At 72.4% G+C, this 12229-nt stretch carries 10 protein-coding genes; 5 read left to right on the top strand and 5 right to left on the bottom strand.

The features are described 5' to 3' along the window. Positions 1-21: 21 nt before the first annotated feature. The gene (locus HD596_RS24550) at positions 22-891 is read right to left on the bottom strand and encodes a TIGR03619 family F420-dependent LLM class oxidoreductase (RefSeq protein WP_185071671.1); all 870 of its coding nucleotides are present in this window, start codon (positions 889-891) and stop codon (positions 22-24) included. Next, positions 888-2135 (bottom strand): LLM class flavin-dependent oxidoreductase, encoded by a 1248-nt coding sequence (locus HD596_RS24555; protein ID WP_185071672.1) that lies wholly within the window; start codon positions 2133-2135, stop codon positions 888-890. The genes HD596_RS24550 and HD596_RS24555 overlap by 4 nt, the downstream gene beginning before the upstream one ends. Positions 2136-2223: 88 nt before the next feature. Here HD596_RS24555 and HD596_RS24560 point away from each other — a divergent pair, with 88 nt between their 5' ends. From HD596_RS24560 to HD596_RS24570, 3 genes are all read left to right on the top strand, one after another. After that, positions 2224-3045, top strand: coding sequence for a TIGR03619 family F420-dependent LLM class oxidoreductase (locus HD596_RS24560; protein ID WP_185071673.1), 822 nt, complete (start codon positions 2224-2226; stop codon positions 3043-3045). A 9-nt stretch (positions 3046-3054) separates the two neighbouring features. Further along, on the top strand, positions 3055-4497 hold the full coding sequence (locus tag HD596_RS24565; RefSeq protein WP_185071674.1) for a serine/threonine-protein kinase: 1443 nt from the start codon (positions 3055-3057) through the stop codon (positions 4495-4497). A 107-nt stretch (positions 4498-4604) separates the two neighbouring features. Continuing rightward, positions 4605-6599 (top strand): serine/threonine-protein kinase, encoded by a 1995-nt coding sequence (locus HD596_RS24570; RefSeq protein WP_185071675.1) that lies wholly within the window; start codon positions 4605-4607, stop codon positions 6597-6599. 12 nt (positions 6600-6611) lie between these two features. Here the strand turns inward: HD596_RS24570 and HD596_RS24575 are convergent, their stop codons facing one another. Further along, complete coding sequence (locus HD596_RS24575) at positions 6612-7829, bottom strand: Gfo/Idh/MocA family protein (protein ID WP_185071676.1); 1218 nt, start codon at positions 7827-7829, stop codon at positions 6612-6614. 99 nt (positions 7830-7928) lie between these two features. Here HD596_RS24575 and HD596_RS24580 point away from each other — a divergent pair, with 99 nt between their 5' ends. Continuing rightward, complete coding sequence (locus tag HD596_RS24580) at positions 7929-9026, top strand: ROK family transcriptional regulator (protein ID WP_221519496.1); 1098 nt, start codon at positions 7929-7931, stop codon at positions 9024-9026. Here HD596_RS24580 and HD596_RS24585 read toward each other — a convergent pair. Further along, positions 9023-9547 carry a TetR family transcriptional regulator gene (locus HD596_RS24585; RefSeq protein WP_246554780.1) on the bottom strand — a complete coding sequence of 175 codons (525 nt, stop codon included), beginning with the start codon at positions 9545-9547 and terminating at the stop codon, positions 9023-9025. The genes HD596_RS24580 and HD596_RS24585 overlap by 4 nt on opposite strands. 95 nt (positions 9548-9642) lie before the next feature. Between HD596_RS24585 and HD596_RS24590 the strand changes: the two genes are divergently transcribed. Further along, positions 9643-11865 carry an MMPL family transporter gene (locus HD596_RS24590; RefSeq protein ID WP_185071678.1) on the top strand — a complete coding sequence of 741 codons (2223 nt, stop codon included), beginning with the start codon at positions 9643-9645 and terminating at the stop codon, positions 11863-11865. On the opposite strand, the gene HD596_RS24595 is transcribed toward HD596_RS24590, so the two are convergent. Then, on the bottom strand, positions 11862-12194 hold the full coding sequence (locus HD596_RS24595) for a hypothetical protein (protein ID WP_185071679.1): 333 nt from the start codon (positions 12192-12194) through the stop codon (positions 11862-11864). The genes HD596_RS24590 and HD596_RS24595 overlap by 4 nt on opposite strands. Positions 12195-12229 lie beyond the last annotated feature (35 nt).

The raw sequence follows: 12229 nt of genomic DNA on the forward strand, positions 1-12229 counted from the left end.
ACGCGGCCCGCCCCGGTGACGTCAGAGCTTGGCGATGACCTCCTCGGCGAAGCGCTCCATGGTGGCGATCTTGAGGTCCAGCGTTCCCTCGCCGTACCTGGCCTTCTCCTCGGGGGTGGCCAGCCACCACGGCGCCGCCATGGTCCCGGTGACGCCCTTGGCGGCGAAGCGGCGGTAGGTGTCGGCGTCCGGCATCACCGCGAGCGGCGCGATGATGTCGAAGGGTTCGCCGCGGCCGCTCTCGTCGAGGTGGCCGCGGAGCGTGGCCAGCACCACGTCGAACTGCTCCTCCGTGTAGATCCGGTTCCCGATCCAGCCGTCACCGAGCCGGGCGGCCCGGCGCAGGGCGGCGTCGCTGTCGCCGCCCACGTAGACGGGGATCGGCCGCTCGGGGGTGGGCGAGATCGACAGCTCGGGCAGGCCGTCCAGGGCGACCGTCTCGCCGGCCCAGAGTGAGCGCAGCGTCGGGATCATCGCGTCCAGCCGCCGTCCCCGCGTGTGGAAGTCCTGCCCGGTGCCGACGAACTCCTCCTTGCACCAGCCCACCCCGACCCCGAACGTCACCCGGTCGTTCGACAGCACCGCCGCCGTGGACACCTGCTTGGCCACGGTGAACAGGTCGCGGGCGGGCGCGATGTAGACGTTGGGGGAGAAGCGCAGGGTCGTGGTCACCGCCGCCATGGCGCCGATCGTCACCCACACGTCCGGCCAGTGCGTACGCGCGTCCCAGCGCGGCCGGCCGGAGCGCGAGTACGGGTACGGCGAGGCGAAGTCGGCGTAGAACAGGTGGTCCGACAGCGTCAGCGTGTCGAACCCGCACCGCTCGGCCGCCCGCGCGAGTTCCAGGAACTGGTCGGTGTCGACGAACGAGGCCCCCAGCCAGAATCTCATTGGAACTCCGGGATGACCTTGGTGGCGAACAGCTCCAGGTTCCGCTTGACCGTGTCCAGCGGCAGCACGCCCTGCTGTCCCTGCATGTAGAGCCCGAACCACTCCAGGTCGGGCATGCGGTCGAGCATGCGCTGGATGCCGCGCTTGACGTCGTCCGGCGTGCCGAACAGCGCCATCTCCACGTCGTTCATCCGCTTGGCGTCGCCCTTCTCGGGGGAGATGGGCTTGTGCTTCTCGTCCTCCTTCTTGCGCAGCACCTCCAGGTAGCCGAACGGGCCGAAGAAGGCGGCGAAGTCCTTGGGGATGCTGCGGCCGAAGGTGTTGATGGCCTCCTCGGTGGTGTCCGCGATGCCGACGATCTTGAGGATGCCGGTGTGCTCGCCCAGCTTGTAGTGGCGGCCCTGCTTGGCCGACTCCTCCTGGTAGAGCTTGGCCTTGGCGGCGTGGTCGTCGGGGTTGGGGGTGAACATCCACGGCAGGATGTCCTCCTGGGCGGCCCTGATGACCGACCGGTCCGAGATCGTGAACGGCTGCCACAGCTCGGGGTGGGGGTTCTGGTACGGCCTGGGGCAGACGGAGACGGCCTGCACCTTGCCGTCCTCGGAGATCTCGCCCGGCGCGCCGAACGTCTGGGTCCACTCCAGCGCGGGCCATCCCTCGATGCCCTCGAACGGGTACGGCACCTGGTAGTCCAGCACGTCCGACTTGTAGCGCAGCGTCTCCTGCGTCCACGCCAGCTTCATGATCTTCAGCACCTCGCCGAAGACGTCGAAGTTCCGCGTGTCGGAGGCCGACCCGTCGGAGCGCGCGGCGGCGGCGTGCCAGCGCTGGCCCAGCACGTTCATCCACCGGTTCTGGTAGCCGCGCGCCACGCCCAGCCGCAGGCGTCCCTTGGAGAACTGGTCGAGCAGCGCCACGTCCTCGGCGGCTCTGATCGGGTCCCAGGCGGGCAGCACCAGGCCGAGCGGCGCCAGCAGGATCCGCTCGGTCCTGGCGGCGAGGTCGGTGAGGAACATCAGGGGGTTGACCGAGAACTCCATGCCCTCCGAGTGGAAGTGGTGCTCGGTCATCATGAGCGCGTCGAACCCGAGCTGGTCGGCGTGCACGGCTATCTCCCGCACCTCGTGCAGCAGCTTCTGGTACGACTCCGTGTCGCGCCCGATCGGTCGTCTGGCCTTGGCGTTCTCCTCGGCCGCGTACCCGGAGCCGGGAATCTGCGGATTCAGGAAGATAGAAAACTTCACCGGAGACCTCTTTCCGCGGAATGGTCCTCTGCAAGGTACTCTGGAAATCTTAACCGAGCAATCGCTTGGTTCACGAGGAGGAGGTGCCATGAGACTCGGGGTCACGATGTTCACCACGGATCTGGCCATGCCGGTCCAGGACCTCGCCAGAGCCGCGGAGGAGCGTGGCTTCGACTCCCTCTACGTGCCCGAGCACACCCACATCCCGGTCTCGCGCCGCACCCCTCCCGCGGCGGGGCAGGACGTGCTGCCCGAGGAGTACAAGCGCACGCTCGACCCGCTCGTCGCCCTGTCCTTCGCCGCCGCCGCGACGCGCCGGCTGCGCGTCGGCACCGGCATCCTGCTCGCCGCCCAGCGCGACCCCATCGTGACCGCGAAGGCCATCGCCACGCTTGACCACCTCGCGGGGGGACGCGTCGTGGTCGGGGTCGGCTTCGGCTGGAACGTCGAGGAGATCGAGAACCACGGCGTCCCGTACGCGCGCCGCCGCGAGGTGGCCAGGCGGAACGTGCTCGCCATGCAGGCGCTGTGGCGGGACGAGGTGGCCTCGTTCGACGGGTTCGAGCCGTCCTGGAGTTGGCCCAAGCCGCTCCGGGAGCCGCCGGTGTACGTGGGCGGCGCGGCGGGGCCGAAGCTGTTCGCCCACGTCGCCGAGTACGCCGAGGGCTGGATGCCGATCGGCGGCAAGGGGATCAGGGCGGCGCTGCCGATGCTCCGCGAGGCGTGCGATAAGGCCGGGCGGCCGATGGCCAAGGTGATCCCGTTCGGGACGCTGCCGACGAAGGAGAAGCTCGACTACTACGCCGGGCTCGGCATCGAGGAGGCGGTGGCCAGCTTGCCCAGCGCCCCTGCGGATACGGTGCTGCCGATCCTCGATGATTATGCGCGGCTGATCGATTGCCCGGCATAATCAGGAGATATGTCCGCACTCCGAGCCGATGATCCGCGACAGCTGGGATCGTACCGCCTGTCGCGCAGGCTCGGCCAGGGCGGGCAGGGCGTCGTCTACCTCGGCCACTCCGAGCAGGGCGCCCAGGTCGCGATCAAGCTGCTGCACGCGAGCCTGTCGGGCGACCCCGACGTGCGGCGCAGGTTCCTGGGAGAGGTCGAGGCGGTCCGCAGGGTGGCCGCGTTCTGCACGGCGCAGCTGCTCGACGCCGATCTCGAGGGCGACCGGCCCTACCTGGTCAGCGAGTACGTCGAGGGCCCTTCGCTGCTGGAGCACGTGGTCGCCAAGGGGCCGCGCCTGGGCGGGTCGCTCGAACGCCTGGCCATCGGCACCGCCACCGCGCTCGGGGCCATCCACCGGGCCGGGGTGGTCCACCGGGACTTCAAGCCGGGCAACGTGCTGCTCGGGATCGACGGGCCGCGGGTGATCGACTTCGGGGTGTCCCGGCTCATGGACACCACGGCCACCACCAACGCGATACCCGTCGGCACCCCGGCGTACCTGTCGCCCGAGCGCATCAAGGGCGAGCTCGCCGGGCCGCCCGCCGACCTGTGGGCGTGGGGGCTGACGGTCGTGTACACGGCCACGGGGCGGCACGCGTACACGGCGGACACCTACCAGGAGGTCCTGGCCAGGATCCTGTACGGGAAGGCGGACCTCGGGCCGCTGACCGGGCGGCTGCGGGAGATCGTGGCGGCCTGCCTGGCGCCGGAGCCGGGGGAGCGGCCGGACGCGGAGGAGGTGCTGCGGCGGCTGCTGGGACAGGCGGCGGGGGGCGACGTGCTGTCCTCGGGCGCCCAGGCCGCCGTCGGCCCCTCCGCCGCTGTCCCGTCCACGACTGAGTCCGGCCGGACGCCCGCCGATCGCGAGCTGAGCACCGCCGGGCTCCGGCTGGTCATGGAGACCGCGCCGCCCGGCGTCGAGCCGGGGCGCATCCACGACCCCGACCCCACGACGAGCTTCCCCGCCGTCAGCCGCGACACCGCTCCCGGGCCCCCGCCCCGCAGGCGGGTGCGGGTCTGGCAGGTGGTCGTGGCCGCGGCGGGCGTGGCCATGGCGGTGGCCGGGTTCGTGTTCTGGCTGCGCGGGGCTCAGGACCCGGGGCTGGTGGGGACGTGGACGGGCACGGCCGAGCACTTCACCGCCCAGCGGGTCTTCCCCGTCGAGCTGCGCCTGGGCCCCGACAACGACGGCGGGGCCATGCTGTGGGGCGCGGACCTGCACTGCTCGGGACGGCTCGTGCGGCAGGGGAGCGGCATGGTCTTCACCCTCGACCGGGTCACGGGCAACGAGTGCTATCCGGGGACATTGCGGATGATCCCGACGTCGGCATCGAACCAGATGGACATCAAGGTGACGCGCGAAGGTAAGGACGAGGTGACCTATTCGGGCAAGGTCACCCGGGCATCCTGACCAGCTGTGTCACGGTCAGGCGGCGATTGCCCTGACCACCGTTGACTCGGGGCGGCCCGTTGCTTTCAGTAGAAGGCAGGCGAGGGTGGCGGCGAGGGGAGACGCCCGTGCCGACGGCGCAGCCGCTCAGAACGGGGGACCCGCAGCGACTCGGACAGTACGAGCTGTCCGGACGGCTGGGTGAAGGTGGTCAGGGCGCGGTCTTCCTCGGCTCGAGGAGCGGGGAGACCTACGCGGTCAAGCTGCTGCACGGGCCCGTGGGTGACGAGCGGGCGGCGTTCCTGCGGGAAGTCGAGCTGGCCAAGCACGTGGCGAGGTTCTGCACCGCCCAGGTGATCGACGCCGGGTTCGACGAGGGGCGTCCGTACATCGTCAGCGAATACGTCGACGGGCCGTCGCTGCACCGGGAGGTGGCGCTCACCGGACCGCGGCGGGGTGGGGCGCTGGAGCGGCTGGCGGTCAGCACGGTGACCGCGCTCACGGCCATCCACCGGGCCGGGATCGTGCACCGCGACTTCAAGCCGCAGAACGTGCTGCTCGGCTCCGACGGACCGCGTGTCATCGACTTCGGCCTGGCCAAGGCGCTGGACGCGGCGGCCACGGTGAGCGGGCGCGGGGTGGGCACGCCCGCCTACATGGCGCCCGAGCAGATCACGGCCTCAGCCGTCACGGGGGCGGCGGACGTGTTCTCGTGGGGCGCGACGATGTGCTTCGCGGCCAACGCCACGGCGCCGTTCGGGCAGGACTCGGTCGCGCCGGTGCTGCACCGCATCCTGACCGCGCCGCCCGAGCTGGGACGCCTGGACGGGCGGCTGCGGACCCTCGTGGAGGCGTGCCTGGACAAGGACGCGCGAAACCGGCCCACCAGCAGGGACCTGCTGTTCGAGCTGCTGGGGGAGTCGGAGGTGCCGTCGGAGGTGCTGAGCTCGCCGCCGGCCCACATCCTGCGGGTCCCGCCGCTGGTGCCCGAGCAGCGCTCGTCGGAGCGGGCGCCGATGGCCGAGCCGGAGGCCACGGGGATGGCCGGCGGCTACCTGCTGCCCGGCTCCGGCGCCGCCACGCCCGCGGGGGAGGCCGGCGCCTCCACGCCCACGGAAGAGAGCCTGCCCGCGCCCGCGTCGTTACCCGCAGGCTCCGGCCCGGGGAACGATCCATCGCCGGCGAGGGCGTCCAGGCTCGCCTGGCCGAGGGCCGCCATCGCGGTCTGCGCGGCCCTGCTGGTGACGGCCGCCGTGCTGCTCACCGCCCACATACCCGCGGCGAACCCGGCCGAGCGGCCCCAGGCGCCGCAGGGGGCCGGCCCCTCGGTCCCACCGCAGTCGGATCCGGTGAAGTCCCGGCCTCCGGCGGACAAGACGACCGCGCAGAAGGTGCCGCTCAAGACCACGGGGACGCTGGAGGCGCGCGGCCCCACGACGCAGCCGCCGGCGGAGCGCCCGGCCCCGGCCCCGGTTCCGGTCCCGGCCCTGGCGGGGATGGACAAGGGCGCGGCCACGAAGGCGATCAAACAGGCCGGGCTGGTGCTCGGCACCGTCACCCAGCTCGACTCGCCGAAGCGGATCGGCCAGGTCCTCAGCGCCCAGCCCGCCCCGGGAGTGCTGGTGGCCAGGGGCAGCAAGGTCTCGCTGGAGGTGTCGGCCGGGGTGCCCGTCCCGGCGGTCACGGGCCTGCAGCGCAAGGCCGCGGAGGGCGCACTCGCGGGCGCGGGCCTGGCGGTGGGCGCCGTCACCCGCTCCTGCACCGACCGGCCGGAGGGGCAGGTGCTCTCCACGCAGCCCAAGGCGGGCCGGCGCGTCACGGGCGGCACCTCGGTGGCGCTCACGGTCGCGCGCAACGGCGCCACGGTCCCGTCCGTCGTCGGCCAGGCGCTGGAGGACGGGCGGGCAGCGCTGGTCGCGGCCGGATTCACGGTGCGGGCGAAGGGCCAGGTCGTGGACGACGAGTCGCGGGTGGGCACGGTCCTCGACCAGAGCCTCCAGCCCGGCGCCTGCGCCAGGCCGGGAAGCGCGATCGAGATCACCTTCGGCGTGGCCGCCCAGTCGGGCCCGGACCCGGGCGAGCCCGGGGAGACCCCCACCACCGGGCCGACCTCGGAGGAGTGACCCGCCGCGAGGTCACTCCAGGGTGACGGTCTTGCCGTGCAGCCGCGACCTCTCGGCGGCCCAGGCGATGAGATGGCTGTGCAGGCTCTCGCCCGGCGAGGAGAGGATCGAGGAGCGGTCTCCGGTGGCGACCGCGGTCAGGAACGCGTCGACCAGCCCCTCGTCACCGCCCCCGTGGCCGCCCCGAGCCGTCGGGTCCCCCGTGGAGCGGGTGTCGACGGTCTCCTCGCGGCCGGTGACGAAGTCGAAGACGGTCAGGCGGTCGCCGTCGCCCTCGATCCAGCCCCTGGTGCCGAAGATCCGGGTCTGCCGGTGGAGGGCGGGGGTGAAGGCGGTCATGGTGAACGACGCGGTCGTGCCGCCCTCGAACTCCATGTTCACGACCTGGTGGTCGACCACGTCGTTGTCGCAGGCGTACACGCATCTGCCGTACGGGCCCGTCCTGAGCGCCTCCAGCACGCCGGCCTCGGAGACGTCGTCGGTGAGCACCGTCACCGGCCACCGCGCGCGCCCGGCCAGCGGCAGGTAGATGCGCTTGGCCGAGTACGGGCACGTCGCCTCGACCGCGCAGTCCAGGCAGCGGTCGGCGGCGCCCTCCGGGCGGTTGTCCGGGCGGAAGTGCTTGAGCCCGCCGAACGACGACACGCGCGTGACCTGCCTGCCGGTGAGGTACACCAGCCAGTCGAGGTCGTGGCACGACTTGGCCAGCAGCATGAACGTGGACTCGTCGGAGCGGCGCCAGTTGCCCCGCACGTACGAGTGCGCCTGGTGCCACCACCCGACCGGCTCCAGGTGCTGGATGCTGACGATCTCGCCGATCCTGCCCTCGTCCAGCAGCGCCTTCAGCGCCCGCGTGTACGGCGTGTACCGCAGCACGTGGCAGACGGCGAAGACGGCGTCGGACCGTCCGGCGGCCTCGACGACGCGCCGGCAGTCGTCCTCGGAGACCGCCATCGGCTTCTCCAGCAGGATGTCGTAGCCCAGCTCGGCGAAGCGCACCGCGGGCTCGACGTGGTCCCTGTCCTGGGTCGCGATGATCACCGCGTCCGCCTGGCGGGGGAGCGCGGCCAGCTCGCGCCAGTCCGCGTACGGCTCGGCCTCCGGGAAGCCGGCGCGGCGGGCCGCCAGCGGGTCGGCCACCGCGACCACTCGCGCCCGGCCGCTCCCGGCGGCGTGGCGGGCGTAGGAGGAACCCCGCGAACCCGCGCCGACGACGGCGAGCGTGACCATAGCGCCTCCACATATGTAACCAGTTCACGTATGTCGGCCGATGCTAGGATCCTGGCCGGTGTCCGTCAATGGGGGAGTTACGGGGGAGGGTCTCATAAGTTGACCGAGCTTCGCCCGGGTGACGCGTCGCTGCTGCGCAAGGTGAACACCCAGGTCACGCTCCGGGCCCTGCGCCACGAGGGCGTGGCCACGCTGACCCGGCTCGGCCGCGTCACCGGCCTGTCCAGGCAGACGGTGGAGGCGGTGCTCGACGAGCTGGGCGAGCGCGGCTACGTCAGGGAGGTGCCGCCCGACGAGGGCGTGATGGGGCGGCCCGCGCGGCGGTTCGGGTTCCGCGCGGATGCCGGTTACGTGGTGGGCGTGGAGGTCGGCGGCGAGGCGATCGTGGCCGCGCTGGCCGACCTCGACGGCGAGGTGATCGCCTGGGAGCGGGCCGGCGTCTCCGGCGGCGCCGCGGCCCACGAGCGGCTGGAGGCGGCCCGGCGTACGGCGCTGAAGTGCGTGGACGGCGCGGGCGTCGTGCGCAGGCGGGTCTGGGCGGTCGCGGCGGGCACTCCGGGCATCGTGGACCGCACCGGCCGGGTGACGCTGTCGATCACGCTGCCCGGCTGGACGGGCGTGGACCTGGCGGAGCGCGCCGGGCGCTGGTTCGGCTGCCCGGCGCTGGCAGCCAACGACGCCAACCTCGCCGCGCTCGCCGAGCACTGGCGCGGCAGCGCGCAGCACGCCTCCGACGTCGTGTACGTGCTCGTCGGCCACCGGGCGGGCGCGGGCATCCTCATCGACGGGCGGCTGCACCCGGGGCGCAACGGGGCCGCCGGCGAGATCGGCACGCTGCGCCAGGTCGGCTGGGAGGACGCGGCCCGCGAGCTGGTCAAGGACGCCTCGGCGGCCGAGGTGTTCGAGGCGGCGCTGGCGGGCGACCGCGACGCGGCGCGGCGGGTCGACCGCTACGCCGAGAACCTCGCGATCGGCGCCTCGGCGCTCGCGCTGGCCGTCGACCCCGACCTGCTGGTGCTGGGCGGCGGCCACTCGCGGGCCGGCGACGTGCTGCTCGAACCGCTCCGACGGCACCTGGCCGAGCTGTGCGTGAGCGTGCCGGAGATGGTGGCCTCCACGTTCGGGGACGAGGGTGTGGCGCTGGGCGCCGTACGCCTCGCGCTCGACCACGTCGAACGGGAGGTGCTGGGTCTCTAGAACGCCCGGCACGCCTCCAGCAGCACCTGGCGCACCTGCTCCTCCGGCAGGTCCATCGTCCTGACCGCGCCCCACTGCAGCGCGCCGAGCAGGGCCCAGCTCTTCAGCCTGGCCTCCGGGGTGGGGTCGTCGCCCACGAGCCTGCTGAAGATCTCGTCCCTGAACGTCCTGACCGTCGCGCGCTCCGACTCCGGCGCGCCGGGGTCCTCGGCGGCCAGGTCCTCCATGAACAGGCGGATCACCGAGCGGTAGCGCACCGCGAAGGTCACCAGCGCGTCGACGAACGCCTGCCTGCTCGGGAAGTCGGTCCCGAGCAGCGCCAGCATGTCGTCCCCCGCCGGCGCGAGTAACTCGGAGGCCAGCCGGTCTTTGGGGTGGAAGTGGTAGGCGACGGCGGTCTTGGTCAGGCCCACGGCCGCGGCGATGTCGGCCAGCGAGGTGCCCGCGTAACCGCGCTCGGCGAACAGCTCTCTGGCCGCGGCCAGGATCCGGGTCCGGGTGTCGTCGGGTGTGGTCATCATCTCATTTCCATGTGATGCATCCCTCTCCGGATATTTCCTGCTTTATCGTAGTCCTGTACGACCGTACAGGACGGCCGTCGAGAGGGACTTGGGCGATGACGCGGTTTCTTGGGCGGCTGGGCGGCTGGTGCGCGCGGCACGGGCGGTTGGTGCTGGCGTTATGGGTGGTCGTGGCGGCCGCGCTGATGGGCGGGAGCCTCGTGCTCGGCAGCCCGGTCAGCAACGACGTGACGATTCCCGGCACCGACGCGCAGCGGGCGCACGACCTGATGAAGACCGGTTTCGGGCCGGGCTACGACACCGGCGGGACGGTGCAGCTCGTCCTCTACTCCGCCGACGGGCCGCTCGTCGAGAAACCGCGCAAGAAGGCCGTCGAGGACGTCCTGGCGCGCCTGCGCACGATGCCGCACGTCGTCGGGGTGGACACCCCGTTCAGGCGCGGCGGCATCTCCGCCAACCTGCAGATCGGGCTCATCGCCATCCGCCTGCAGGGCCACGACAGCACCAAGGCCGCCGAGAACACGCGGGCGCTGTCGAAGGCGGCCGACCCGGCGCGGGCCGCCGGGATCGAGGTGGTGGCGGCCGACAGCTCCACCCCCGCCGACAAGGACATCAAGACCGGGCCCAGCGAGATCATCGGCGTGGTGTGCGCGCTGCTGGTGCTGGTGTTCGCGTTCGGGACGCTGGCGGCCGCGCTGATCCCGATCTTCACGGCCCTGGTCAGCGTCGCCACGGGGCTCGGCGTGATCGGGCTGCTCGGACACGTGCTGGACGTGCCCAAGCAGGCGGGCATCATGGCCACGATGATCGGGCTGGGCGTGGGCATCGACTACGCGCTGTTCCTGCTGTCCAGGCACCGGCGGCTGCTGGCCGACGGGGTGCCGGTGGTGGAGTCCGTACGGCGGACCGTGGCCAGTTCGGGCGGGGCCGTGGTGTTCGCGGGCGGCACGGTGATGATCGCGCTGAGCGCGCTCATGCTGGGCGGGTTCCCGCTGCTGGCGACGCTCGGCTGGATCACCGGCATCTCGGTCGTCACCGCCGTGCTGACCTCGGTCACCCTCGTCCCCGCCCTGCTGGGGGTGCTCGGCCACCGGATCAACGCGCTCAAGGTGCCGTTCCTGCGCGGCGGCGGTTCGTCCGGGTCGTCCGGGTCCGGGTGGGCCGGCCTGGGGTCCTGGGTGGCGCGCCGGCCGTGGCAGGTGCTGGTCGGCAGCGTGCTGGCGCTGGGCCTGCTGGCCGCCCCGGCGCTGGCCCTGAAGCTCGGGCCGCTCGACGACGGGTACGGCGCCAAGGACTCCGAGCCCAGGCGGGCCTACGAGCTGATGGACGCCGGCTTCGGCCCCGGCGTCAACGGCCCGCTGCTCGTGGTCGCCGAGCTGCCCGCCAAGGTGGCCGGGAAGAAGGACCCGGTCGTGGACCGGATCGCCCGCGAGGTCGGTGACGTCGACGGCGTCGCGCACGTGGGCACCCCCAAGGTCAACTCCTCGGGCCGCTCGGTCCTGCTCCAGGTCGTCACCGAGTACAAGCCCAGCGACCCGCGGGCGTCCGGCGTGGTCAAGGACATCAGGGCCCTCTCGCCGCCCGGGGTGAGCGTGCACGTCGGCGGCAAGGTCGCGGCCATGACCGACGCGGGCACCCGGATGGCCGAGCGCACCCCGCTGGTCATCGGCGTCGTGGTGCTGCTGAGCGCCCTGCTCCTGCTGCTCGCCTTCCGCGCGCCCGTCGTCGCGGTGAAGGCCGCGGTGATGAACCTGATCTCGCTCGGCGCCGCCTTCGGCGCGCTCGCCCTGGTGTTCTCGATCGGCCTGGGCAGCCGCCTGGTGGGCATGGACGCCCCGGCCAGCTCCTCGTACCTGGAGACGGTCTTCTTCTCGGTGCCGATCGAGAGCTACGTGCCGCTGATGCTGTTCGCGGTGCTGTTCGGGCTGTCGATGGACTACGAGGTGTTCCTGCTGACGGCGGTGCGGCAGGCGTACCTGCGGCACGGGGACAACGCGCGGGCGGTGGCGGAGGGGCTCGGCTCCACGGGCCGGGTCATCACGTCGGCCGCGCTGATCATGGTGGCCGTGTTCGTGGCGTTCATCGCGTACCCGGACCCGATGGTGAAGACGTTCGGGGTGGGGCTGGCGGTGGCCATCGCGGTGGACGCCACGATCATCAGGGGGTTCCTGGTGCCGGCCACGATGGTCCTGCTGGGGCGGCTCAACTGGTGGTGCCCGCGCTGGCTGGACCGCCTCCTGCCGAACCTCTCGGTGGAGGGGCACGAGGAGGAGCCCGCGATGGAGGAGCGGCCGGAGCCGGTCAAGGCGGGGGTCTAGTCGGCGTCGACGAGGTTGCAGGCGGGGACCCAGCCGACGATGCCGGTGGCCGCGTTGCGGCCGTGGTGCCACAGGATGCTGTCGAAGTAGTCGTCGCACTGGTAGTGGCCGCGCTCCTCCGACCAGTCCGACTCGAAGCCCTGGCCCGGGTAGCCGAAGCCGACGAGGATGGCGTCGCGTCGCGGATCGCTCCAGATGACCACGCCGACGGCGGCGAAGTCGTACCGGCCCCGGGCTCCGGCGGGCGCTGGGCCGGTCATGGCCAGGGCCGTGAGAACCGTGGCCATGGCGGCTCGCCGGACGCGCACCCTGAGTCTTCTCTCGGTCATGACACTCAGGGTAAGAGTACTGTGACGTTCGGTGT

Origin of the sequence: Nonomuraea jabiensis (assembly GCF_014204795.1) — a bacterium.
In the GTDB taxonomy this organism is placed as follows: domain Bacteria; phylum Actinomycetota; class Actinomycetes; order Streptosporangiales; family Streptosporangiaceae; genus Nonomuraea; species Nonomuraea jabiensis.

What these genes read in the sequence shown, in the direction of transcription:
- HD596_RS24560 (WP_185071673.1), top strand. Translation starts at nt 2,224, where the DNA reads ATGAGACTCGGGGTCACGATGTTCACCACGGATCTGGCCATGCCGGTC.
- HD596_RS24590 (WP_185071678.1), top strand. Translation starts at nt 9,643, where the DNA reads ATGACGCGGTTTCTTGGGCGGCTGGGCGGCTGGTGCGCGCGGCACGGG.
- HD596_RS24585 (WP_246554780.1), bottom strand. Translation starts at nt 9,547, where the DNA reads ATGATGACCACACCCGACGACACCCGGACCCGGATCCTGGCCGCGGCC.
- HD596_RS24550 (WP_185071671.1), bottom strand. Translation starts at nt 891, where the DNA reads ATGAGATTCTGGCTGGGGGCCTCGTTCGTCGACACCGACCAGTTCCTG.
- HD596_RS24565 (WP_185071674.1), top strand. Translation starts at nt 3,055, where the DNA reads ATGTCCGCACTCCGAGCCGATGATCCGCGACAGCTGGGATCGTACCGC.
- HD596_RS24575 (WP_185071676.1), bottom strand. Translation starts at nt 7,829, where the DNA reads ATGGTCACGCTCGCCGTCGTCGGCGCGGGTTCGCGGGGTTCCTCCTAC.
- HD596_RS24595 (WP_185071679.1), bottom strand. Translation starts at nt 12,194, where the DNA reads ATGACCGAGAGAAGACTCAGGGTGCGCGTCCGGCGAGCCGCCATGGCC.